The organism is Rhodoferax sp. P1_F3 (assembly GCF_056405715.1).
Genome location: NZ_JBFUBO010000013.1, coordinates 107,101 through 130,433, shown reverse-complemented (window position 1 = coordinate 130,433; position 23,333 = coordinate 107,101). Strand labels below are relative to the sequence as shown.

Here is a 23,333-nt window from a genome sequence, read left to right as displayed (position 1 = left end):
GGTGTTCGGCTCGCCATGGATGACTTCGGTATGGGGTACTCATCGCTGTTGTACCTGCGCCGCTTTCATGTGCATTCCATCAAGATTGACGGATCGTTGACGCGTGATGTCCTGAGCAATCGCACCAATGCCGACATCATCCACACCATTGTTGCGTTGGGGCGCTCGCAGAACGTGGAAGTGGTTGCCGAGTATGTTGAAACCCTGGAGCAGCGAATGAAGTTGGCGGACCTGGGATGTGACATTTTTCAAGGCTACTTCCATAGTCCCCCGCTGTCAGAGCGGAACTGCCTTGCGTATTTCGCCAAGAGCCAAACTGCGCAAGCAGAACCGCATCGGGTTTAGTAGCAGCCTACTGAGAAACTCAGTTTTCCTATCGCATTTTCAGTTGAGTGTCGCTATCACGGCGCCCAACCACCCCCACCAGTGTTGCACGCATTGACAAGTCGAATTTCGTGTACATCCTTGACGCTATACGGTCCGAAACATAAGCTCACTTAGTTCGATTGTGTTACTAAAAGTCGACCCGTTGGAAGCGGTGGCCACTCATTGAAATTTTGGTGGGATGGCGCTGTGTGGAAGTCAATCAATAATGAATACGCTATCTGTTCCTGCAGCTTTGAAAGACGACATCGACGAGTCGAATGTCGCCGTAGAGCTCGGTTTGGCCGACAGAGGGTGGTACATCTACAGACCCAATGGCGAACAGGCGATTTTTGCATTGAACCGAGGTACGGTCGGGGGCATGCAGTTGACCGAGACTCGGCTGGGGCACTGCATTGGGCGACTTGACCCACCCAACCGCGATGGAACTTATATATCCATGGGCCTCACGGTATCCGGAGTCGGTGCTGTGGAGGGGCCATATGGGCGCATCACCTTGCAGGCGGGGGATATCTCACTGTGGCACAGCAGTATCCCAATGCACTTCCATATTCAGGAGCCGTTTCATCTTCTGAATCTCGTGTTTTGCGACAAGTATTTGAAGTCTGAAATACTGGATCTTCCGTCTGCCACCGGCATGCACTTTAGACCGCAGGATCCCTTTGGCGCCATCCTCAGCGGGTTTATGCAAGGGCTGTTGAGTGAATGGCAGTCCTTCTCGGAGCCAGACTTGACATTGGCTTTGCTGGCAGCGCGGAGCCTGATGGTGAAGGCGGTGCAAAAGAAAAAAGGGGAGCAGCTCGTCAACCCCGATGCCAAGCGTATGACAGCTGCCATGCGGTTCATTGATCAGCATCTGTACGACCCCGAGTTGACGCCAACCAAGATTGCCATCGCGCTACACATGTCGCTGCGTAGTCTGTACCTCCTGTTTTCCCGGGTAAATCTGACCATACAAGGGTTCATACGAGATCGCCGTCTGGAAGACTGTCGGCTCGCCATCGCCAGCAAGCGCACGGATTTGAATATGAAGCAGTTGGCGCTAAGCCGTGGCTTCAATGATTTGTCGGGCTTTAGCCGTGCCTTCAAGCGCAAATATGGGATATCTCCCATCGAATTTCAAAAATGGATATCCACTCCATTTGAAATGATCTAGACACCATGTGACAGGGGTTTTTGTGGCTGAATTTATGCGCTCTGAGACTGTGGTTTCTTTCTCATTGCTGATCGCTGTTTTGTTGTTCGTGGTCATTTTGTTTGCACTTTTTCATATACGAAAGAGATACCAGGGTTTGGAAATGCAAATAAAAAAATACGGTGTTTCAAATAGGCTTTTCATTGGGTTGGAAGCTGCTCTTTTTCAGTTGCATGTTTTGGAAAAAATCCATTTGCTCAACGTTCATCAGAAACTGGCTCATGAAGTAGAAGAGTTGTTGGGTGCCCTTTGGATTGATATTGAAAAAATATTGGGGCAGTTCGCGTCGGTGAACTATGTTGGGAAACAGAATTTTTCAGTGCTGTCTGTACGCGGAGGGTTTGACCTCTACAAGCAAATGCAAAACGACTTCATTCGCCATTCCAAGTTGGGTGAAAAAGCATTTGCGCAGCACATGCTGAATTCGCAAGGGAGAGACTTGCGTGAAGGCTTGGAGCGCGTTCTTAAGTCCGGACGTGAAAACAATTTCAAATATTTATTTGAAGAATACAAAGTCAATGGTGCGTTGAGTTTTGTATGGACGGTGTACCCCGTATTTTTAATTCTTTTGTCCTTTGCAACATTTGTTGGGATGTATGCATTTCACTGAGTCTGTCTTTTGCGTTGCTTGCTCTTCGTAGTGATTTTTTGTCCGGTTGTGATAATTATTGGTTGTGAATATGTATAGCTTTCGCATTGGTACCCGTTTGGGCATTGGATTTGGACTGGTGTTTATTCTGCTGCTGTCGTCCATTGGTGTTGGAGCTTGGCGCCTTCAGGAGTTGAGCACTGTGACACGCCGATTGGCAACGGTTGATAAGGATAAATACGATCTGGCGGCGCAATGGCACGATGGCATTGACTTGAACTGGACCCGTACCAGAGCTGCCCTGCTGGACCCTGATACCAATCAGGTGATGGTGTGGCAGAAAGAAATGGAAACCACATCGCAGCAAATTGATGCTGCCAAGAAAAAACTGGAGGCACTCACAGATGGGGTGGATGCGCGAGAACTCATGGCCGCAATCGCCAAGGCGCGTGAGGCCTACCGGGGTCCGCGAAGTGAATTGATCAAGAGGCATCTCGCGGGAGAGGATGTAAGGACTGCTGTGGCAGAGCAGCTGGAGCCGCTGGCGAAAGCTTATGTTGCGGAAATTCAACGTTTAAAGACCTACCAAAATGACGTGTATGAGAACGCATTGCTGGAGGCGGAGGAGGATGCTCGCCAAGGTCAAATAGTCGTTGTGTGCATTGGCGTTGCAACGTTGCTATTGGGTGTCGGCATTGCTTGGCGGCTAACTCGGTCTATCGTGAATCCAATTTGTGAGGCGACGTCGGCGGCTGAATGTATTGCCAATGGTGTTTTGGATGGAGATATCCCGGCACCACATGGACGAGACGAGTCGGCACAACTTCTGCGTGCACTGGAAAGAATGCAGACGGGACTTGCAAGTCTCGTGCAAAAAGTGCGTGAGGGTGCAGAAAGCGTATCGATTGCATCCAGTGAGATTTCACAGGGAAATTTTGATCTCTCGGGTCGAACGGAAAACCAGGCAAGTGCGTTGCAACAGACTGCCTCTTCGATGAGCGACCTGAGTACCACGGTTCGCCTCAATGCGGAGAATGCGCAGTCCGCCAACGCACTGGCCTACGCTGCATCTCGGGTGGCCGGAGACGGTGGAGCGGCAATGGCTGACGTGGTCAAGACGATGAAGGAGATCAACCAAAGCTCTGGAGAAATATCCGAGATCGTTGGTGTGATTGAAGGCATAGCGTTTCAAACGAATATCTTGGCGCTGAATGCCGCCGTTGAGGCAGCTCGCGCGGGAGAGCATGGCCGCGGTTTCGCTGTTGTCGCGTCAGAAGTGCGCAGCTTGGCGGGAAGAAGTGCCCAAGCGGCGCGAGAAATCAAGTCACTGATAGGTACCAGTGTCGAAAACGTGGATCGTGGGTCTTCGCTGGTAGATCGTGCAGGTGCAACGATGCTGGAGGTGATTGAATCTATCCGCAAGGTGACGGAAATCGTTGGAGAGATTAGTCGCGCCAGTGAGGCGCAGCGCGTGGGCGTGTTGCACATTGAACAGGCTATCGTTCAAATGGACCAGTCCACTCAACAGAATGCCGCATTGGTGGAGGAGATGGCTGCCGCTGCCTCCAGTTTGAACGGCCAAGCACAGCAGCTGTTGGGGGCGGCGGGTGTGTTTGTCCTGCGATTGGCGCCTCAGTAAAAACGTGGATTGCTAAATCAAAGCGAAAGGTGATAGTCATGTTCTCAATGGTGACGTTGGATTAAAGGAAAAACAACATGAACAACATGACCGTGCGTACCAAGTTGGCGTGGACTTTTGGCGGACTGGCGTTAATGGTTTTTCTTATTGCAGGACTTGCCATTAAATCGCTGGGCGACGCTGAGGAACGTTTTGAGAACTATGTCAACGGCATCGGTGCGCGCGTCAACACGGCCCACCTTGTGCGAGAAGCCATTGACCTTCGCGCCATTGCTGCGCGCAATTTGGTGCTGGTCACCAAGCCTGAAGATGTTGCGGTCGAAAAAGAGGTGGTGGCCAAAGCCCATGCCGACGTAGGCGAAAACCTGCGCAAGTTGAAAAAGCTGGCAGAGGATAAAAGCACCTCCGATGAGGCGCGTCGCATGATCGGAGAGATCGACAAAATCGAGCAGGCTTACGCACCGGTGGCGCTTGCGATCGTTGACCTTGCGCTCAACAAGAAGAACGAGGAAGCCATTGCCAAAATGAACAGCGAATGTCGCCCGCTGCTGGCGTCCCTGGTCAAGATATCGGGTGAGTATTCAACATACTCCAATCAGCGAGCATCCAAGCTGGTAGAGGCTGCAACCGCGGATTACGTCACGCAACGGAATTATCTGATCGTTGGATGCTTCTTGGTGGTTGTGGCCGCCGTGGTCGCTGGTGCACTCATCACACGTAGCTTGACGCGGGCCCTTGGTGCTGAGCCTATTGAATTGAGTGATGTGGCTGGCCGTGTCGCCGATGGCGATTTGACATCTGTCCTCCACGTGCGCAGCGGTGATACCACCAGTGTGATGGCCGCGATGGACCGCATGCAAACTTCGCTTACGCGAGTCGTTTCAGCGGTGCGCCAAGGCTCAGAAAGTGTTTCTACGGCGTCTTCAGAAATTGCCCAGGGTAACCACGATCTCAGTGCCCGCACCGAAAGCCAAGCCAGCGCGCTGGAAGAAACTGCCGCATCAATGGAAGAGCTCAGTTCTACAGTCAAGCAAAACGCCGACAACGCCAGCCAAGCCAATCAACTGGCGCAAAGCGCCAGTACGGTGGCCGTCAGGGGCGGCGACGTGGTGGCCCAGGTCGTTGAGACCATGAAGGGCATCAACGATTCCTCCCGGAAAATCTCCGACATCATCAGCGTGATCGATGGCATTGCCTTTCAAACCAACATTTTGGCGCTGAACGCGGCGGTGGAAGCCGCCCGTGCGGGTGAGCAAGGCCGGGGCTTTGCTGTGGTCGCGTCCGAAGTGCGCAGTCTGGCCGGACGTAGTGCTGAGGCCGCCAAGGAAATCAAAGCCCTGATCAATGCGAGCGTAGAACGGGTTGAACAAGGCACCGCGCTCGTGGATAAGGCTGGCGCCACGATGACCGAGGTGGTTGGCTCGATTCGCCGGGTTACTGATCTCATGGGTGAAATCAGCGCGGCGAGTTCAGAGCAGAGTGCGGGCGTGGGCCAAGTTGGTGAGGCGGTGACACAGATGGACCAGGCAACGCAACAGAATGCGGCATTGGTGGAGGAAATGGCGGCGGCGGCATCGAGTCTCAAGAGCCAAGCCCAGGAACTAGTGGGCACCGTAGCGGTGTTCAAGCTGTCCCAAGAGGGGACCCAATATGCTCCAAGCCAACAGCCCGGCGCAGTACACGGTCGTCGCCTCTCTTTTCAGGCAACCTGAGCTAGGCTGACCGCGCCCGCTACCATTCAGTTGCGAATTCGCGCGATTCCTGCAACTGAAAGGTTGGGCTTATGTACTCTCACGTGTTTGTCGGCGTCACCAACTTTGAACGCGCTTTAGCCTTCTACGCACCCGTGCTTCAGGCGCTAGGCCTGCAGCTACGCTTTTGCGAGCGTGAGCGGCCTTGGGCTGGCTGGCAAAAACCGGGCGAGGCGCGCCCGCTATTTCTGATCGGCAAACCCTTTGAGGGCGAGCACCAGCCCGGCAACGGGCAGATGACAGCCTTCTTGGCAGACAGCCGCGCGGTGGTGGATGTGGTGTACGAAACGGCGCTGGCGCATGGCGGCACCAGCGAAGGTGCGCCGGGCCTGCGGCCCGAGTACCACGCGAACTACTACGGCGCCTACTTTCGGGACACCGAGGGGAACAAGCTGTGTGTGGCTTGCCATGCTGCGGAGGGGTGACGCAAGAGCTTCACTTGTCCGGCAGCGACAGCAGGTCGTCGCAGGGCCGCCCATCGCGCATGGCCTGTAGGTACTTTTTGCGCCCCAAGGTTTGCACGCTGACCCACGCACCGGGCTGCCCGGGTTTGGGTGCGGGGCACCAGAGCGCATGAGGGGCGCTGGTTTCCAGGTAGTCGATCAATTGCTCGCGGGTTGAAAAACCGCTGTCGCTACTGGCCTTGCCGTCCACGCACTTGACCCACCACACGATGTGGATGTGTTCGTGTTTGTAGCCGCCGCGCATGCGCTTGGCCACGCATTGGAGGTAGACGGTCATGGTTGTACCGGGTCAGCGTTCAGTGCCGGGCGACATGTGCCGCCCAGGCGCTGATCGGCTTAGGCAAACGCGCCCGCCGTGTCCTGCATGCGTGCGGACACTTCGCCCAGCTGGTGCAGGCTGTCGCCAAACGTCATTTCCATTTGCGTGAGGCGCTTGAAGTAGTGGCTGACGATGTACTCGTCCGTCACGCCGATGCCGCCGTGCAGCTGCACCGCTTGCTGGCCGGTGAAGCGCATGCTTTGGCCCAACTGGTACTTGGCGCGGGCCAGCGCTGCCCGACGTTCGGGCGCTGGGGCATTGAGCTTGAGGCTGGCGTAGTAGCTCATGGAGCGGGCCAGTTCCAGTTGCATTTTCATGTCGGCCGCGCGGTGGCGCAGGGCTTGGAAGCTGCCGATGGTCACACCAAACTGCTTGCGCGTGTTCATGTACTCGGCAGTAATCGCCATGGTCTTGTCCATCACGCCTACGGCCTCGGCGCAGACGGTGGCAATGCCGATGTCTACAGCATGTTCCAGTGCGGTCAGGCCATCGCTAGTTAGCAGTGTGGCAGGGGCGTTTTTCAGCACCACCTCGGCGGCGCGACCGCCGTCCTGCGTGCCGTAGCCGCGCGTGGTCACGCCGGCCGATTCACGTTCTACCAGGAACAGCGCCAATTGGCTGTTCACCTTGGCAGGCACGATAAAGGCGTCGGCATGGTCCCCGACGGGCACTACGCTTTTTGTAGCATTCAGCACATAGCCACCCGGGGCTTGCGTGGCTTTTGCCTCGCAAACGTCGAGCTTGTAGCGCGCTGCGCGCTCCTGGTAGGCCAGTACCACCAGCTTTTCACCGCTAGCCACACCGGGCAGCCATGCGGCCTTGGTGGCGGTATCGCCATAGCCGGCAATCACCGCGCCGGCGATCAGGCTTTGGGCCAGGGGCTCCATCACGATGCCGCGGCCCAGCTCTTCCATTACCACCATGCCCTCGATGGGGCCCATGCCCAGGCCACCATCGTCTTCGGGCACATACAAGCCGGTCAGGCCCAGTTCGGCAATCTCGTTAAAAGCGGCGCGGTCAAAGCCGCCAGCTTTCTCAATCGTGCGGCGGCGCTCAAACGTGTAGCCCTTGTCCACCCACTTGCGCACGGCGTCACCCAGTTGTACCTGGTCGTCAGAAAAATCGAAGTCCATTGTGTGTCTCCATTTAGTTGAGGACAGAGCTGGCCGCTTTGCGGCTGCGGTCTGTCCCGCAAAGTTATTGACTATCCCAGCACGACCTGGGAGACGATGCCGCGTTGTACTTCGTTGCTGCCGCCGTAGATGGTGGTCTTACGCAGGTTGAAGTAGGTGGAGGAAAGCGGCGCGTTGCCCACCTCGCTACCGGGGAAGTCGCCTTGCCAGCCGGCCTCCATGGCCTCGCGGATCAGGGGCAGGGCGAAGGGGCCCGCGGCCAGCATCATGAGTTCGGAGTAGCGCTGCTGGATTTCGCTGCCGCGGATCTTCAGCAGGCCGGCCACGTCCAGCGACTGCTTGCCGGACTTCTCGGCGGCCAGCACACGCATGACCATCATCTCCAGCGCGATCACGTCCACTTCCAGCTTGGCAATCTCGTCGCGGAAGCGGGTGTCTTCCCACACGCCTTCGCGCTTGGCAATGCGCTTCAAGCGCTCCAGCTCGCGCTTGCTGCGGTTCACGTCGGCAATGTTGGTGCGCTCGTGGCTCAGCAGGTGCTTGGCGTAGGTCCAGCCCTTGTTCTCTTCGCCAATCAGGTTCTCTGCGGGCACTTCCACGTTGTCGAAGAACACCTCGTTCACCTCATGGCCGCCGTCCAACATGATGATGGGGCGCACGGTGACACCGGGGCTCTTCATGTCAATGAGCAGGAAGCTGATGCCGGTCTGGGGTTTGCCTTCGTTGCTGGTGCGCACCAGGCAGAAGATCCAGTCGCCAAACTGGCCCAGCGTGGTCCATGTCTTCTGGCCGTTGACGATGAATTTGTTGCCCTGGCGTTCGGCCCGGGTTTTGACGGACGCCAGGTCGGAGCCGGAACCGGGTTCGCTGTAGCCTTGGCTCCACCACACCTCGCCGCTGGCAATGCCGGGCAGAAAGCGCTGGTGTTGCTCGGCATTGCCAAACGCCATGATCACCGGCGCCACCATGACAGGGCCGAAGGGGATGACGCGGGGCGCGCCGGCCAATGCGCATTCCTCTTCAAACAGGTGCTTCTGCACCGCGTTCCAGCCGGGGCCGCCAAACTGCTTGGGCCAACCAAAGCCCAGCCAGCCTTTCTTGCCCAGAATCTTGGCCCAGCGCTGCATATCGTCGCGGGTCAGCTCCAGGGCGTTGTGCACCTTGTGGGAAATGTCGGCGGGCAGGTTCGTACGGACCCAGGCGCGAATCTCTTCGCGAAACTGCTGCTCTTCGGGGGTGAATGCCAAATCCATGGGAAAAGTCTCCGGTTGATCGGCCCTAGGCCGTTTACAGCATAGTTTTTAGCACGGTCGTTCGCTTATGGTTGTCCGGGTTGTGACATGCCGAGCTCGGCGCACAGTTTTTGCACCGTGGTGCGCAGTTCGGCCAGCTCGGTCTCCAGCTGGGCTACGCGGGCTTGCAGGTCGGCGCTGGCGGGGGCGGCCATGCGGCTGGCCACGGCCGCGCTGGCGTCCACCGGCCCGCACAATAGGTGGGCCCAGCGCTGCTCGCGGGCGCCGGGCGCACGGTCCAGCTTGATGACCAGCGGCCCGCCTTTTTCCTCACGCCGGTCCTGCATTTCTTCCAGAAATCCCTCCACCGACGAGGTGTCGGCAAAGCGGTACCAGCGCTCGGCGTTCTGCCGCAGCTCGGCCGAGGTCTGCGGGCCGCGCAGAATCAACAGGCCCAGCAGCACCGCGCTCTGCTCGGGTACGCCAATGCCGCGCTGCGCGTTGTGGGTGAACTTGGTGGTACGCCCGCCCGTGGTTTCGTGCACCAGACCGGCTTCGCGCAGTGTTTCTACCGCGCTGCTCACTTCGGATTCGCTCAGCTCCATCAGCGGCTCGCGGCTGGTCTTCTGGTTGCAGCCCAGCAGCAGGCTGTTCAGGGTCAGCGGGTAGCTGTCGGGCACGGTGCGAGCCTTCTCCATCAGGGTGGCAAGCACGCGGGCTTCAATAGGGGTCAGCAACACAGGGGTGGTCATAATTCAGCCAGTTATGAAAAACATCGTCATTTTGATCTCTGGCGGCGGCTCCAACATGGCCGCCATCGTGCGCACCGCCCAGCGCGAGGATTGGGCCAAGCGCCATGGCGCCGAAGTGGCCGCTGTGATCAGCAACAAGGGCACGGCCGGTGGCCTGGTGTTTGCCAAAGAGCAGGGTATAGATACCGAGGTGCTGGACCACAAGGAATTTGCCAGCCGCGAGGACTTCGATGCCGCACTGGCCGCGTTGATCGACCGCTATGACACGCCGCAGGCACCGGTGCTGGTGGTGCTGGCGGGGTTCATGCGCATTCTCACCCCGGGCTTTGTGGCGCGCTATGCCGGGCGGCTGGTCAACATCCATCCCTCGCTGCTCCCGTCCTTTACGGGCCTGCACACGCACCAGCGCGCGATTGACGCGGGCTGCAAGTTTGCCGGCGTTACCGTGCACCAGGTGACGGCCGAGCTGGACCATGGCCCCATCCTGGCGCAGGCCGTGGTGCCCGTGCTGCCCGACGACACGGCGGACACGCTGGCCGCCCGCGTGCTCACGCAGGAGCACCTGATCTATCCCAAGGCGATCGCCGGATTGCTATAAAAAGAGGAGCTGCTCGCGCAGACTCCTCGGGGGCTAGAAGCCTGTTTTATGCAGAAGCGCTGAGCAAACTGCCGCTGGTGTTGCCCAAACCCTGCGCCACCTGGGCGTAGATCTGCTTGGCCAGGCTGGCAATGTCGAAGCTGGCAGCGGTGCTGCTGGCTTCGTTGCTGCTGTCCAGCTTGGCGCTGGCGCTTTGCAGTTCGCCCACCATGCGTTCCAGTTCCGACACCGTGCCGTCCTGGTTGGTGTCCAGCGGGTCATAGGTGGTGTCGCTCTTGGAGGCCGACTGCGCGCCGCCCGGGCCACCTGGTCCGCCCGCGGGCGGCGGACCCTTAGGGCCTTCGCTGCCCTGGGCGCTTTGCGCGCCTTCGGGCGGCTGGGGCCGGCCGGCTTCAAACTCGGTTTGCGTGAGCTTGCCGTCGCCGTCGGTGTCCAGCTTGCTGAAGTCCTGCACCACGTCCTGGCCGGTGTCCGACTTCATCTTGTCGGCCAGCACCTGCAGCTCGTCCTTGCTGACCGAGCCATCGCCATCGGTGTCTACCTTGGCAAACAGGTCGTCCTGGCTGCCACCGCTGCCGCCCGTGCCACGGGACTGGGCAAAGTCCATGGTGGAGGGGGGCGGTGGCATCAGGGCTTTCATGCCTGCGTCCAGCTCGTCGCTGGAGAGGCTGCCGTCGGCATTGCCGTCCATCTTGGTGAACAGCTCTTTGCTGTCGCCCAGGCTGGTGCCGGTTTTCTTGCTGATGTCGTCCAGCATGGTGCTGAGTTCGGCCTGGTCGACGCCGCCGCTGCTGTCGGCGTCTACCTTGGCGAACATCTTGGCCTGGTGCTGGCTGCGTTGGGTGTTCAGCGCGGCCCAAGCATTGCTTGAACCGCTCACCCCGCTGATGGTGCTCATGGTCACTTCCTTTCTCGATGGTGGTTGGAATGCCACCCGAGCCCGAAGAGGGACCGAGCGGCCAGCCCATTCTTCGGGCCGCAGGTAACGCAGGTTTGTCCTCTGTGTACCAAGCCCGATACAAAAGGCCTGCGCAAGCGCACAACTGGCGCGGGCTTACCGGCCAATTCATGGTTTAAGAAAGAGGGCGTTTTTCTACACTGGTTCGGCCGCAAGGACTCCCATGACCGCCCGAACCTCTATCCTCCTCGTCGATGACGACGCCGACATCACCGCGCTGCTGAGCGAATACCTCAGCCGTTTCAACCTGGAAGTGCACACCGCGTGTGACGCCGACACCATGCGCCAGCAACTGGCGCAGCACCGCGTGGACCTGGTGGTGCTGGACGTGATGTTGCCTGGCACCGACGGGCTCACGCTGTCGCGTGAGATCCGCGAACGCTCGCACATCCCGGTCATCATGCTTACCGCCCGCTCCACCACGATTGACCGCGTCATGGGCCTGGAGAGCGGCGCCGATGACTACATGGGCAAACCCTTTGAGCCGCGCGAGCTGGTGGCCCGCATCCATACCGTGCTGCGCCGCGCCCAGGGCGCGAAGGACGCCACGCCCATCCTCGCGCGCAGCGACGTGGTGTGCTTTGATGGCTGGGAGCTGCACCGCGACGAGCGCAACCTGGTCTCCCCCACGGGGTTGGTGGTGCCGCTGTCCAACGCCGAATTCCGCCTGCTCAACACCTTTTTGCAAACCCCGCGGCGCCTGTTCAGTCGCGACCAGCTGATGGAGCAGGCCCGTGGCCGCGCCATGGACGCGTTCGAGCGCAGCATCGACCTGCTGGTCTCGCGCCTGCGGCAAAAGCTGGCGGATGACCCGAACGAGCCCTCCATGATCAAGACCGTGCGCGGCGCGGGCTATATGTTCAATGTGCAGTCCGTACAGGGGCGGGTGGCGTGGCGGGCCTGAAGCCTTTGCGGGCTTTGGGCCGGCAAGCCGCGGCCTGGGCCGAGCGCTGGTTGCCCGACAGCCTGTTTGGCCGCCTGGCGCTGTTGCTGGGTGTGGCCGTGGTGACCAGCCATGTGCTGGCGCTGACGCTGATGTTTGAGCTGCACCCCCCGCCCGGCATGCACCGGCCGCCCGAGGCGATGGAATCCTCCGGCCCGCCGCCTTGGGGCATGGGCCAGCCGCCGCCCGAACACGCAGGCTCCCCGCCCACCCATTTCCGCGGCCCGGATGGCCCCCCGGGCCCGCCCACGCTGGGCCTGCTGTTGGACATTGCGGTGCGTCTGGGCGCGTTGCTGCTGGCTGCCTGGGTGGGGGCGCGTTGGCTGTCCGACCCCGTGCGCCGCCTGGCAGGTGCCGCGCGCGAGCTGGGCCTCAACATCCACCGTGCGCCGCTGCCCGAGGCCGGCACGCTGGAGTGCCGCGAGGCCACGCGGGTGTTCAACCAAATGCAGCAGCACATCCGCGCCCAGCTGGAGCAGCGCGACCAGTTTGTGGCCGCCGTGTCGCACGACTTGCGCACGCCGCTCACGCGCCTGGCGCTGCGCGTGGAGTCCTTGCAGGACGCGGGGGACCGCCAGCGCTTTGGCAAGGACATTGCCGAGATGGATACCATGATCCGCGCCACGCTGGATTACCTGCGCGGCGCCGCTGACGCCGAACCCTGGGTGGCGCTGGACCTGGCCTCGCTGGTGGGCAGCCTGGTGGAGGACCAGCAAGACTGCGGCCACGACGTGGCGCTGGATATGGCAGACGCCGCCCCGCTGGCCCCCGTGCGGGCGCAGACCTCGGCGCTGCGGCGCTGCCTCACCAACCTGCTGGACAACGCCGTGCGCTACGGTGGTACCGCCCAGGTGCGACTGGAGGAAGACGGGGAGGGCGTGCGCGTCACCGTGCTGGACCGCGGCCCCGGCATTCCTCAGGAAGAGCTGACCAAGGTGCTGCAGCCGTTTTACCGCGTAGAGGCCTCGCGCAACCGCAACAGCGGCGGGGTAGGGCTGGGTCTGGCCACGGCCAGCGACATTGCGCGCCAGCACGGCGGCAGTGTCACGCTACGCAACCGCCCGGGCGGTGGTCTGCAGGCCGAGCTGCTACTGCCTCGCCAACCCGTAAAATTCAAAACGCTCCTGAATTAGGAGCTGCTCACGCATATTCCACAAGGGCTAGAGGCTGATTTAGTCCTCAATCCGGGTGAAGCGAGGCTGGGCGACACCGGCTATCACCACCGTCTCCAGAAACATGGCGGCGGGCCGCACCCACAGGCCGTGCTCGCCATACAGCGCGCGGTACAGGGTCATGGGCTCCAGGGTTTCGCTGTGGCGCACGGTGTCCAGCACCTGGTATTCCATGCCCTTGTAGTGGCGGTAGCGGCCGGTCGGGGTGGTAATCAGTGGGGGGAGGTTTTCGATGCTCATGGGACAATCCTAGGCTATGCATCCAAAAGCCCTGCTTGACGCCTGTTCCGAATTGGTCCGGCTCGTCCTTAAATTTGACCATCCCGCAGACGCCATCGTCTCGCGTTTCTTCCGTGACAACCGCGGCCTGGGGCCGCGCGAGCGCGCCACGCTGGCCGAAACGGCCTACACCGTGCTGCGCAAAAAACTGCTGTTCGACCACCTGGCCCCCTCGGGCAGCGGCCCCAAAGAGCGCCGCTTGGCGATTCTGGGCTTCTATGGCCCCGGCGATTTCCTGCGCAGCGCGCTGACCGACCAGGAACAACGCTGGCTGGACCAGTGTGAAGCCGTCAAACCCACCGATTTGATGGAGCGCCATCGCCACAATCTGCCCGAGTGGCTGGTGCAACCCCTGAAAGACCAGTTGGGTACCGGCTTCTGGCCGCTGGTAGATAGCCTGAACCTAGGCGCAGGCCTGGATTTGCGGGTCAACACCTTTAAGGCCAAGCGCAGCGACGTGCAAAAAGAACTGCAGCAAGCCGGCATCAAGGCTGTGCCCACACCCTTTTCCCCCTGGGGCCTGCGCATTGCGGGCAAACCGGCGCTGAACAAGAATGACGCCTTTGTGCGCGGCGACTTTGAGGTGCAGGACGAGGGCTCCCAACTGCTGGCCATGCTGGTGGATGCCAAGCGTGGCGAGATGGTGGTGGACTTTTGCGCCGGCGCCGGTGGCAAAACCCTGGCCCTGGGCGCGGCCATGCGCAGCACCGGCCGCCTCTACGCCTTTGACACCTCGGCCCATCGCCTGGATTCGTTCAAACCCCGCATGGCGCGCAGTGGCCTGTCCAATGTGCACCCCGCTGCCATCGCCCATGAGCGCGATGACCGCGTGAAGCGCCTGTCCGGCAAGATGGACCGGGTGTTGGTCGATGCACCATGCACCGGTTTGGGCACCTTGCGCCGTAACCCCGACTTGAAATGGCGCCAAAACGCACAAGCTGTGGAAGAGATGGCGGTCAAGCAGGCTGCCATCCTGCAAAGCGCCTCGCGCATGGTGAAGTCCGGCGGGCGCCTGGTCTACGCGACCTGCAGCGTGCTGCCGCAAGAGAATGAGGCGATTGCCGAGGCCTTTACCGCCACTAATCCCGACTTTGTGGCACTGCCTGCGGGCGAGGTGCTGACCGAATTGAAGGTGGAGCAAGCCGCCAGCCTGTGCAGTGGAGGCGAAAATGGGCTGTTGTACCTGCGCCTATGGCCCCATGTGCATGCGACGGATGGATTTTTTGCCGCAGTTTGGCAAAAGAAGTGATCAAGTTGTAGAAAGTTGCCGTTTTTTGGCGTACATTTAATTTTGTAGCCCAAAAACCCAACGGGGGTTTAAAATTCGGGGTATCGATAGCCTGCGCGTTGGCATGGCTCTTCCAATAGAAAGCATAAATTTACTATGTTGTTACCTGACTGGGCAGTGTTGAACGCGGCAATCGAGTGGTTGGCCCACGGCATGTGGAATATCGCGTGGTGGCAAATCGTGTTGTTCACCTTGGCCATGACGCATGTCACCATGATCAGCGTGACGGTGTTCCTGCACCGCCACCAAGCGCACCGCGCTTTGGATCTGCACCCCATTGCATCGCATTTCTTCCGTTTCTGGCTGTGGCTGACCACCGGCCAGGTGACCAAGGAGTGGGCTTCCATCCACCGCAAGCACCACGCCAAGTGCGAGCAGGCCGAAGACCCCCACAGCCCCCACGTTTACGGCATCAAGAAGGTGTTGTTTGAAGGCGCCGAGCTGTACCGTGCAGAGTCCAAGAACAAGGAAACCATGGCCCGCTTTGGCCACGGTACCCCTGACGACTGGATCGAACGCAACCTGTACACCCGCTACTCCTGGCAGGGCGTGGGCCTGATGATGATCATCGACCTGTTCCTGTTTGGCGCTGCTGGTATGGCTGTCTGGGCCCTGCAAATGGCTTGGACCCCCATCACCGCGGCCGGTATCATTAACGGTGCGGCCCACTACTGGGGTTACCGCAACTTTGAAGCTGCAGACCAGAGCCGTAACATCTCGCCATGGGGCATCATCATTGCTGGTGAAGAGTTGCACAACAACCACCACACGTACCCCACGTCGGCCAAGCTGTCGGTCAAGCCCTACGAGTTTGATATTGGCTGGATGTACATCACCATGATGCAAGCGGTCGGCCTAGCTACCGTCAAGAAGACACCTCCCAAGGCCGCGTATGGCGACATTCGCCCTGTGGCTGACGAGAAGACGTTGGAAGCGCTGATCGCCAACCGCTACGAAATCATGGCGACCTACGCCAAGGGCGTGCGCCAAGCTGCCCGTGATGAATTCGAGTCCGTCAAAGCCCGTAGCGCTGACGCCGCCGTGATCAAGGCCGCCAAGCGCTGGATGCACCGCGATGAAGAAAAAGTGCCCGCCGCCGCTGCTCCTCAGCTGGCACAGGCCCGTGCTGTGTCTCCCGTGCTGGACAAGATGGTGACCATGCGCGAAGAGCTGCGCCAGATGTGGCTCAACACCCATGTGTCGCGTGAGCAGTTGACCAAGGACCTGCAAGGCTGGTGCCATCGTGCGGAAGAGAGCGGTATTGCTGCTCTGCGTGAGTTCTCCATGAAGTTGCGCGCGGCCCACGTTTAAGACGTTCTTTGCTTCTTTCCGAAAGCCCGCTTTAGGCGGGCTTTTTCTTTGCGCGCTCCAGACCAGGCGGGGTAAGCGTTTTGCTCCGTGTCCCCCGGCCTTCGGCCTCCTCCTTTACCTACGCAAAACGCTTACCCCGCCCGATCTTGCGGAAAGTTGCGAGTCGTAGCCAGAATTCTCTGCACGCTCACACTCTCGCAGCAGGTAGGGCTTGGGTGTCCTGCGTAGGTCAAGGAGGAGGCCGAAGGCCGGGGGGGGGGGCACGAAGCAGGGCGCCCAAGCCCTACCTGCTGCGTGCGAGAGATATGCCCAGCAAAACACCAGGCGTAAAAAAACCCGCACGGGGCGGGCTTTTTGGGACCGAAAGAACCTGAATTACTTCAGTTTCATTTCCTTGTAGTCCACATGCTTGCGAGCAACGGGATCAAATTTCTTGATCAGCATTTTCTCGGGCATGGTTTTCTTGTTCTTGTCGGTCGTGTAGAAGTGACCGGTGCCAGCTGTGGATTCCAGCTTGATTTTTTCGCGTCCGCCTTTGGTTGCCATGGTTTTGCTCCTTATGCTTGGCCACGTGCGCGCAGATCTGCGAGCACAACATCAATACCTTTTTTGTCGATCAAACGCAGACCTGCGTTCGAAATCCGCAGGCGAACCCAACGGTTTTCAGTCTCGACCCAGAAACGGCGGTATTGCAGGTTCGGCAGGAACCGGCGCTTGGTTTTGTTGTTGGCGTGGGAAACGTTGTTCCCGACCATTGGGCCTTTGCCCGTTACTTCACATACGCGTGCCATGTGGACACTCCGATAGAAACGGTTTTCACTGACGATCCAAACGGTTTGAAAAACAAACTCGCCCGATCTCGCTCAAACCTCACCTCGCCATGAAAAAGGGTGGCGGTAACCCCCCGCCAAGGCTGTTGGCGGAACTCGCTGCGCTCCCAATAACGGGCAGGCCCCTCACGGGGCGAACGCAGCAAAGCCTTGGATTATAGCCGTTTTGGCTTTAGGGCCGCAAGCGGCTCAGTCTTGTTCCAGAAAACGCTGTGCGTCCAGCGCAGCCATACAGCCCGTGCCCGCGCTGGTGATCGCCTGGCGGTAGACGTGGTCCTGCACGTCGCCCGCGGCAAAAACACCGGGGATGCTGGTCTGTGTGGCGAAGCCTTTCAGTCCGCCCTGGGTCACGATGTAGCCGTTTTCCAGCTCCAACTGGCCCTGGAAGATATCGGTGTTGGGCGAGTGGCCGATGGCGATGAAGCAACCCTTGAGGGTGATGTCTTCGGTGCTGCCGTCATGCACGCTTTTGAGGCGGATGCCGGTCACTCCCGAGGCATCGCCCAGCACTTCTTCCAGAGTCTGGAAGGTTTTGAGCTCGATCTTGCCTGCGGCGACCTTCTCCATCAGCTTGTCCACCAGGATGGGCTCTGCCTTGAACTTGTCGCGGCGGTGCACCAGGTAGACCTTGCTGGCAATGTTGGAGAGGTACAGCGCCTCTTCCACCGCGGTGTTGCCGCCACCCACCACGCAGCAGATCTCGTTGCGATAGAAGAAGCCGTCGCAGGTGGCACAGCCGGACACGCCGCGGCCCATAAAGGCCGATTCGGACGGCAAACCCAGGTACTTGGCGGAGGCGCCAGTGGAGATGATCAGCGAATCGCAGGTGTAGGTGCCGCTGTCGCCGGTCAGGGTGAAGGGGCGCTTGGACAGGTCCACGGCGCCAATGTGGTCAAACACCACTTCGGTTTTGAAGCGCTCGGCGTGCTCCAAAAAGCGCTGCATCAGCTCGGGGCCTTGCACACCGCCCACGTCGGCAGGCCAGTTGTCCACCTCGGTGGTGGTCATCAGCTGGCCGCCCTGGGCCATGCCGGTGATCAAGACCGGGTTCAGGTTGGCGCGGGCTGCGTAAACTGCAGCGGTGTAACCTGCAGGGCCAGATCCCAGAATCAGGACCTTGGCGTGCTTGGTGTTGGACATGTTGTAACCTTTGTTGTCGAGTATCGAATTCACGGGTCGTGCCGTGTACAGTTCGGGGCGTCGTTCTCCAGATCAAGCGGGAGCGCATCAAACGCGGCAGGCTGCTAACCCTTTAGCCTGTCGATTGTAAGAAACAGGATTTAAAAGTTCAGGAAACCGTTGAATGGCAATGCTGAGCAACCAGGAATTGATACGCAGGGTCCCCCTGTTCGCCATGTTGACGCCCGCGCAGGTGGATTCGCTGGCGGCCAATGTGGGCAAGCAACGCATCAAAAAGGGCGTCAATATTGTGGACCAGGGCGCCAACTCCAATGCACTGCACCTGATTCTGGCTGGCCGTGCCCATGTGGTCATGACCGACAGCAAGGGCCGGGAAGTGATTCTGGCCACCCTCAAAGCCGGTGATTACATCGGCGAGATGAGCCTGATCGACAACGAGCCGCACTCGGCCACCGTCGTGGCTGACACCCAGATGGACCTGCTGATACTGGGTCGCGATGATTTCACGCGCTGTGTGACCGAAAACACCGCCATTGCGGCGGCTGTGATGCGGGGCTTGGTGCAGCGTCTTCGCAATGCGGACCAAAAGATCGTCTCCCTGGCGTTGATGGGCGTATATGGCCGCGTGGCCAATGTGCTGCTGGACGCGGCGGAACCCAATGAACATGGCGAACTGCTGATCCGGGACAAGATCTCACGCCTGGACTTGGCCAAGATGGTGGGTGCGTCCCGCGAGATGGTCAGCCGCGTGATGAAGGACTTTGAAGAGCAGGGCTTCGTCAAAACACACAAAGACGGTGGAATGCGGGTGTGGGAACGCCGCTCCAAACCCCGTTGACCCCACTGCTTCATCTGCCGGTGCACTGCTGGCTTGCACCATGACATATTCACTTCATACCTTGCAATCTTCCAACCGCGATGCGACCGAGCCGCCCACTGGGGTGGTGCGTTTTGCCAGTGAAATCGCCCTGGTGGCTGGTTTCGTGGCGCTGGCCCTGTGGCTGATTGCGCTACTGAGCTATTCGCCGCAAGACGCAGCCTGGTCCACCTCGGGCACGGGGCAACCGATTGCCAACCATGGCGGACGCCTGGGGGCGTGGCTGGCGGACATGAGCTACTTTGTGTTTGGCTATTCTGTCTGGTGGTGTGTGGCCGCAGGATGGCGCATTTGGTTGTCGTTGCTGGCGGTGCGGTTGCGCAGTGAGTCACCCGATGCCGCGGCTCGGGCGGCCCATGGGCCTACGCGCGGCGGGCGCTGGATTTTTTGGGGTGGCTTGTTGTTGCTGGTGTATGCCAGCACTTCGTTGGAGTGGGCGCGCCTGTACCGTTGGGAGGCGCATTTGCCCGGAACCAGTGGCGGTGCACTTGGCCGCTTGGTGGGGCCTTTCAGCGTGCAGTGGCTGGGTTTTGCCGGTGCGGGCCTGGTGGCCATCGTGCTCGGTCTGGTGGGTGCGGCCTGGGTATTCGGCTTCTCGTGGACCCGCACCGCCGAGCGCATTGGATCGCTGCTGGACGGGCTGGTGGAGTCCCGCCGCGAGAAGATTGAGGCTGCGCAAGACCGTGAACTAGGCCAGCTGGCCGTGCGTGAGCGCGAAGAGGTGTTTCTGGAAGAGCGTGAAGAGGCCGTGGTTCACTACCCTGCGCCGGCCCCGGTGGTGATTGAGCCGGTGATGGCGGAGCTGCCGCCCAGCGTGCGTGTGGCCAAGGAGCGCCAGAAGCCGCTGTTTAGCGAGATGCCAGACAGCAAGCTGCCCCAGGTGGCCTTGCTGGACGAAGCCCAGCTGCGCCAGGAGACGGTAGCCCCCGAGACGCTGGAAATGACAAGCCGGATGATCGAGAAGAAGTTGAAAGACTTTGGCGTGGAAGTGCGGGTGGTGCTGGCCCAGCCCGGTCCGGTGATCACGCGCTACGAGATTGAACCCGCCACGGGTGTGAAGGGCTCGCAGATCGTGGGTCTGGCCAAGGACTTGGCGCGGAGCTTGAGTTTGGTGTCCATCCGGGTGGTGGAGACGATTCCCGGCAAAAACTACATGGCGTTGGAACTGCCCAACGCCAAGCGCCAGAGCATCAAGCTGTCCGAGATTTTGGGTTCGCAGGTCTACAACGAAGCCAAATCCATGTTGACCATGGGTCTGGGCAAGGACATCGTGGGCAACCCGGTGGTGGCCGATTTGGCCAAGATGCCGCACGTGCTGGTGGCGGGTACCACAGGCTCGGGCAAGTCAGTTGGTATCAACGCAATGATTCTGTCCTTGCTCTACAAGGCCGAAGCGCGTGATGTGCGCCTGTTGATGATCGACCCCAAGATGCTGGAAATGTCGGTCTACGAAGGCATTCCGCATTTGCTGGCGCCTGTGGTGACCGACATGCGACAGGCTGCACACGGGCTGAACTGGTGCGTGGCGGAAATGGAAAAACGCTACAAGCTCATGAGCAAGATGGGCGTGCGCAACCTGGCCGGCTACAACGTCAAGATTGACGATGCCAAGGCCAAGGGGGAGTTCATCTACAACCCCTTCAGCCTGACGCCCGAGAGCCCCGAGCCGCTGAACCGCCTGCCGCACATCGTGGTGGTAATCGACGAGCTGGCTGACTTGATGATGGTGGTGGGCAAGAAGATCGAAGAGTTGATTGCGCGATTGGCGCAGAAGGCACGGGCCGCTGGTATCCATTTGATTCTTGCCACTCAGCGCCCCAGCGTGGACGTGATCACCGGCCTGATCAAGGCCAACATCCCGACCCGTATTGCCTTCCAGGTCAGCAGCAAGATCGACAGTCGCACCATCCTGGACCAGATGGGCGCCGAAGCGCTCTTGGGCATGGGTGACATGCTTTACATGCCCAGCGGTACCGGCCTGCCAGTCCGCGTGCACGGTGCGTTTGTCAGCGACGAAGAGGTGCACCGCGTTGTGAGCTACCTGAAGAGCCAAGGCGAGCCAGATTACATCGACGGTGTCCTGGAAGGCGGCACGGTGGATGGTGAAGACGGCGAGGGCGGCGGTGATTCCGGCGGCGAGAAAGACCCGATGTACGACCAGGCCGTGGAAGTGGTGCTGAAGAACCGCAAGGCCAGCATCTCGTTGGTACAGCGCCACCTGAAGATTGGCTACAACCGCGCCGCGCGGCTGGTGGAAGACATGGAGAAAGCCGGGCTGGTGAGTTCCATGAGTGGCAGCGGCCAGCGTGAGATTTTGGTACCGGCCCGTTCCGAATAACTTGTGGGTCAGACCATGATCAAACAAATTGCTCTTATTTTGATAGCTGCCAGCGCAATTTCTGCGCGGGCTGGAGGGCTGGAAAGCTTGGAAACCTTCGTGAAGACGGTAAAGAGCGGCAAGGCAGACTTCACCCAGGTGGTGACGGCGCCCGCCAAGGAAGGGCAGACCGCACGCAGCAAGACGTCCAGCGGCAGCTTCGAGTTCGCCCGGCCCAGCCGCTTCAAGTTTGTCTACAAAAAACCGTTCGAACAAACCATCGTGGCCGACGGCCAAACGCTGTGGCTGTACGACGTAGACCTGAACCAGGTGACCGCGCGCAAGCAGTCTGCCGCCCTGGGTTCCACGCCCGCCGCGCTGATTGCGGCGGCGCCCGACTTGAAAGCTCTGCAGGCCGATTTCACTTTGGCTGACGCGCCGGACAAGGATGGCCTCCAGTGGGTGCAGGGCACGCCCAAGGCCAAGGACAGCCAGCTGCAGCAGGTGCGCGTGGGCTTCAAGCAGGACCAGCTCGCAGTGCTGGAGATTCTGGACAGCTTTGGCCAGCGCTCCGTGCTGAGCTTCGTAGGCTTCCAGCCCAACGCCGTGCTGGATGCCGCGGCCTTCCAGTTCAAACCACCGGCCGGTGCGGACGTGGTGCGCCAATAGCGCGGAAAACCATGGCATCGTCGCCATCGAAACACCCCCCACTTGCCGAACTGCTGCGCCCCAAGACCCTGGGGCAGGTGATTGGCCAGCAGCACCTGCTGGGCGACGGCATGGCGCTGCGCCTGGCGTTCGAGTCGGGCCAGCCGCACAGCTGCATCCTCTGGGGCCCGCCTGGCGTGGGCAAGACCACTATCGCCCGGCTCATGGCCGACGCGTTTGATGCCCAGTTCATCACCATCAGCGCCGTGTTGGGCGGCATCAAGGACATCCGCGAGGCGGTGGAGCAGGCCCTGCTGGCGCGCGACGGACTGGAGCAGCGTCGCACCATCGTGTTTGTGGACGAGGTGCACCGCTTCAACAAAAGCCAGCAGGACGCGTTTTTGCCGCATGTGGAAAGCGGCCTGTTCACTTTCATTGGCGCCACCACCGAAAACCCGTCATTCGAGGTCAACTCGGCGTTGTTGTCCCGCGCCGCCGTCTATGTGCTGCAGCCGCTGGATGCCGACAATTTAAAGCAAATAGTGGAGCGGGCCCAGGCGGAGTCTGCGCTACCAGCTATCGAAACCATAGCGGTGGATCGGCTTATCGCCTACGCCGATGGCGACGCCCGGCGCCTGCTCAACACGCTGGAAACCCTGACCGTGGCCGCCGTGCAGGAGAAGGTCGAGGAGATCACCGATGCCTGGCTGCTGAAGGTCTTGGGTGAGCGCATGCGCCGCTACGACAAGGGTGGCGAGCAGTTTTACGACACCATCTCGGCCCTGCACAAAAGCGTGCGCGGCTCGGACCCTGATGCCTCGCTGTACTGGTTTGTGCGCATGTTGGATGGCGGAGCCGACCCGCGCTACATGGCGCGCCGCCTGATTCGCATGGCGGCCGAAGACATTGGCCTGGCCGACCCGCGCGCGCTACGCATGGCGCTGGATGCGGCTGATGTGTACGAGCGCCTGGGCACTCCAGAAGGTGAGCTGGCCTTGGCCGAGTGTGTGATCTACCTGGCCGTCGCACCCAAGTCGAACGCGGTCTACAAGGCCTTCAACGAAGCCAAGGCCTTCATCAAGAAGGATGGCACGCGTCCCGTGCCCATGCACCTGCGCAATGCGCCCACCAAGCTGATGAAAGAGCTGGACTACGGCAAAGGCTACCGCTATGCGCATGACGAAGACGATGGCTTTGCGGCTGGCGAACAGTACCTGCCCGATGGCATGGCTGGTACGAATTTCTACAGGCCGGTAGAGCGGGGGCTGGAGATTCGTATCAGTGAGAAGTTACGCGACCTCAAAGCGCGCAATCATAAGCAAAGTTAATACTGCATGAAATGCAGAAAGTGTTGCCGAATCGGCATACTTTTCAAGGGTAAACCCACCCCAAACCCTCGAGACCCTGGTACGCGACCTCGCTAGAATCGCGGCACTGCTTTGGCCTGCACCGCCAGTGAACCTGACGTGGCAGGCTTATTGCTTTCGATTGGTCTAACGCCACCAGTGTTAACG

Annotated in this window: 24 protein-coding genes; 15 read left to right on the top strand and 9 right to left on the bottom strand. The window is 60.1% G+C overall.

What is annotated here, in order from left to right:
* The 6 genes from AC1DZ5_RS18980 to AC1DZ5_RS18955 form a co-directional block, all read left to right on the top strand.
* Positions 1-345: EAL domain-containing protein (locus AC1DZ5_RS18980; protein ID WP_477891922.1), on the top strand; the 345-nt coding region annotated here is incomplete at its 5' end.
* Positions 346-619: 274 nt separating this feature from the next.
* On the top strand, positions 620-1,540 hold the full coding sequence (locus tag AC1DZ5_RS18975; RefSeq protein ID WP_477891920.1) for a helix-turn-helix domain-containing protein: 921 nt from the start codon (positions 620-622) through the stop codon (positions 1,538-1,540).
* A gap of 22 nt (positions 1,541-1,562) precedes the next feature.
* On the top strand, positions 1,563-2,189 hold the full coding sequence (locus tag AC1DZ5_RS18970) for a hypothetical protein (protein ID WP_477891918.1): 627 nt from the start codon (positions 1,563-1,565) through the stop codon (positions 2,187-2,189).
* 64 nt (positions 2,190-2,253) lie between these two features.
* Complete coding sequence (locus AC1DZ5_RS18965) at positions 2,254-3,807, top strand: methyl-accepting chemotaxis protein (protein ID WP_477891928.1); 1,554 nt, start codon at positions 2,254-2,256, stop codon at positions 3,805-3,807.
* Between the two features lie 77 nt (positions 3,808-3,884).
* A complete protein-coding gene (locus AC1DZ5_RS18960; RefSeq protein WP_477891916.1) occupies positions 3,885-5,519 on the top strand; it encodes a methyl-accepting chemotaxis protein in 1,635 nt (544 codons plus the stop codon).
* 71 nt (positions 5,520-5,590) lie between these two features.
* Positions 5,591-5,983 carry a VOC family protein gene (locus AC1DZ5_RS18955; protein WP_477891914.1) on the top strand — a complete coding sequence of 131 codons (393 nt, stop codon included), beginning with the start codon at positions 5,591-5,593 and terminating at the stop codon, positions 5,981-5,983.
* A 10-nt stretch (positions 5,984-5,993) separates the two neighbouring features.
* Here the strand turns inward: AC1DZ5_RS18955 and AC1DZ5_RS18950 are convergent, their stop codons facing one another.
* From AC1DZ5_RS18950 to AC1DZ5_RS18935, 4 genes are all read right to left on the bottom strand, one after another.
* Positions 5,994-6,299: a DUF3892 domain-containing protein gene (locus tag AC1DZ5_RS18950; protein WP_477891912.1), complete on the bottom strand. Its 306-nt coding sequence runs from the start codon at positions 6,297-6,299 to the stop codon at positions 5,994-5,996.
* Positions 6,300-6,358: 59 nt separating this feature from the next.
* Entirely contained in the window at positions 6,359-7,474 is a 1,116-nt protein-coding gene (locus AC1DZ5_RS18945; RefSeq protein WP_477891910.1) for an acyl-CoA dehydrogenase family protein, read from the bottom strand.
* A 71-nt stretch (positions 7,475-7,545) separates the two neighbouring features.
* Positions 7,546-8,727 carry an acyl-CoA dehydrogenase family protein gene (locus AC1DZ5_RS18940; RefSeq protein ID WP_477891908.1) on the bottom strand — a complete coding sequence of 394 codons (1,182 nt, stop codon included), beginning with the start codon at positions 8,725-8,727 and terminating at the stop codon, positions 7,546-7,548.
* A 65-nt stretch (positions 8,728-8,792) separates the two neighbouring features.
* Positions 8,793-9,458 (bottom strand): YceH family protein, encoded by a 666-nt coding sequence (locus AC1DZ5_RS18935; RefSeq protein WP_477891906.1) that lies wholly within the window; start codon positions 9,456-9,458, stop codon positions 8,793-8,795.
* A 13-nt stretch (positions 9,459-9,471) separates the two neighbouring features.
* On the opposite strand from AC1DZ5_RS18935, the gene purN reads away from it, so the two are divergent.
* Complete coding sequence (purN, locus tag AC1DZ5_RS18930) at positions 9,472-10,056, top strand: phosphoribosylglycinamide formyltransferase (protein WP_477891904.1); 585 nt, start codon at positions 9,472-9,474, stop codon at positions 10,054-10,056.
* 46 nt (positions 10,057-10,102) lie between these two features.
* Here the strand turns inward: purN and xopAW are convergent, their stop codons facing one another.
* A complete protein-coding gene (gene xopAW, locus AC1DZ5_RS18925; RefSeq protein WP_477891902.1) occupies positions 10,103-10,954 on the bottom strand; it encodes a XopAW family type III secretion system calcium-binding effector in 852 nt (283 codons plus the stop codon).
* A gap of 223 nt (positions 10,955-11,177) precedes the next feature.
* On the opposite strand from xopAW, the gene AC1DZ5_RS18920 reads away from it, so the two are divergent.
* Both AC1DZ5_RS18920 and AC1DZ5_RS18915 read left to right on the top strand, forming a co-directional pair.
* On the top strand, positions 11,178-11,918 hold the full coding sequence (locus tag AC1DZ5_RS18920; protein WP_477891900.1) for a response regulator: 741 nt from the start codon (positions 11,178-11,180) through the stop codon (positions 11,916-11,918).
* Positions 11,906-13,090: an ATP-binding protein gene (locus AC1DZ5_RS18915; protein ID WP_477891898.1), complete on the top strand. Its 1,185-nt coding sequence runs from the start codon at positions 11,906-11,908 to the stop codon at positions 13,088-13,090. The genes AC1DZ5_RS18920 and AC1DZ5_RS18915 overlap by 13 nt, the downstream gene beginning before the upstream one ends.
* A 39-nt stretch (positions 13,091-13,129) precedes the next feature.
* On the opposite strand, the gene AC1DZ5_RS18910 is transcribed toward AC1DZ5_RS18915, so the two are convergent.
* Entirely contained in the window at positions 13,130-13,369 is a 240-nt protein-coding gene (locus AC1DZ5_RS18910) for a DUF1653 domain-containing protein (RefSeq protein WP_477891896.1), read from the bottom strand.
* A 16-nt stretch (positions 13,370-13,385) separates the two neighbouring features.
* On the opposite strand from AC1DZ5_RS18910, the gene AC1DZ5_RS18905 reads away from it, so the two are divergent.
* Entirely contained in the window at positions 13,386-14,657 is a 1,272-nt protein-coding gene (locus AC1DZ5_RS18905) for an RsmB/NOP family class I SAM-dependent RNA methyltransferase (protein WP_477891894.1), read from the top strand.
* 135 nt (positions 14,658-14,792) lie between these two features.
* Positions 14,793-16,007: a DesA family fatty acid desaturase gene (locus tag AC1DZ5_RS18900; protein ID WP_477891892.1), complete on the top strand. Its 1,215-nt coding sequence runs from the start codon at positions 14,793-14,795 to the stop codon at positions 16,005-16,007.
* A 375-nt stretch (positions 16,008-16,382) separates the two neighbouring features.
* Here the strand turns inward: AC1DZ5_RS18900 and rpmG are convergent, their stop codons facing one another.
* The 3 genes from rpmG to trxB all read right to left on the bottom strand — a co-directional run bounded on the left by rpmG (position 16,383) and on the right by trxB (position 17,977).
* A complete protein-coding gene (gene rpmG / locus AC1DZ5_RS18895) occupies positions 16,383-16,553 on the bottom strand; it encodes a 50S ribosomal protein L33 (protein ID WP_029707149.1) in 171 nt (56 codons plus the stop codon).
* 11 nt (positions 16,554-16,564) lie between these two features.
* The gene (gene rpmB / locus AC1DZ5_RS18890; protein ID WP_105260014.1) at positions 16,565-16,798 is read right to left on the bottom strand and encodes a 50S ribosomal protein L28; all 234 of its coding nucleotides are present in this window, start codon (positions 16,796-16,798) and stop codon (positions 16,565-16,567) included.
* A 228-nt stretch (positions 16,799-17,026) separates the two neighbouring features.
* On the bottom strand, positions 17,027-17,977 hold the full coding sequence (trxB, locus tag AC1DZ5_RS18885; protein ID WP_477891926.1) for a thioredoxin-disulfide reductase: 951 nt from the start codon (positions 17,975-17,977) through the stop codon (positions 17,027-17,029).
* Between the two features lie 163 nt (positions 17,978-18,140).
* Here trxB and AC1DZ5_RS18880 point away from each other — a divergent pair, with 163 nt between their 5' ends.
* From AC1DZ5_RS18880 to AC1DZ5_RS18865, 4 genes are read left to right on the top strand one after another with little or no spacing between them, the layout of a single operon-like run.
* A complete protein-coding gene (locus AC1DZ5_RS18880; RefSeq protein WP_477891889.1) occupies positions 18,141-18,815 on the top strand; it encodes a Crp/Fnr family transcriptional regulator in 675 nt (224 codons plus the stop codon).
* A 40-nt stretch (positions 18,816-18,855) separates the two neighbouring features.
* The gene (locus tag AC1DZ5_RS18875) at positions 18,856-21,192 is read left to right on the top strand and encodes a DNA translocase FtsK (RefSeq protein ID WP_477891887.1); all 2,337 of its coding nucleotides are present in this window, start codon (positions 18,856-18,858) and stop codon (positions 21,190-21,192) included.
* A 15-nt stretch (positions 21,193-21,207) separates the two neighbouring features.
* The gene (gene lolA, locus AC1DZ5_RS18870) at positions 21,208-21,840 is read left to right on the top strand and encodes an outer membrane lipoprotein periplasmic chaperone LolA (protein ID WP_477891885.1); all 633 of its coding nucleotides are present in this window, start codon (positions 21,208-21,210) and stop codon (positions 21,838-21,840) included.
* An 11-nt stretch (positions 21,841-21,851) separates the two neighbouring features.
* Positions 21,852-23,147 carry a replication-associated recombination protein A gene (locus AC1DZ5_RS18865; RefSeq protein WP_477891883.1) on the top strand — a complete coding sequence of 432 codons (1,296 nt, stop codon included), beginning with the start codon at positions 21,852-21,854 and terminating at the stop codon, positions 23,145-23,147.
* The last annotated feature ends 186 nt before the right edge of the window (positions 23,148-23,333 follow it).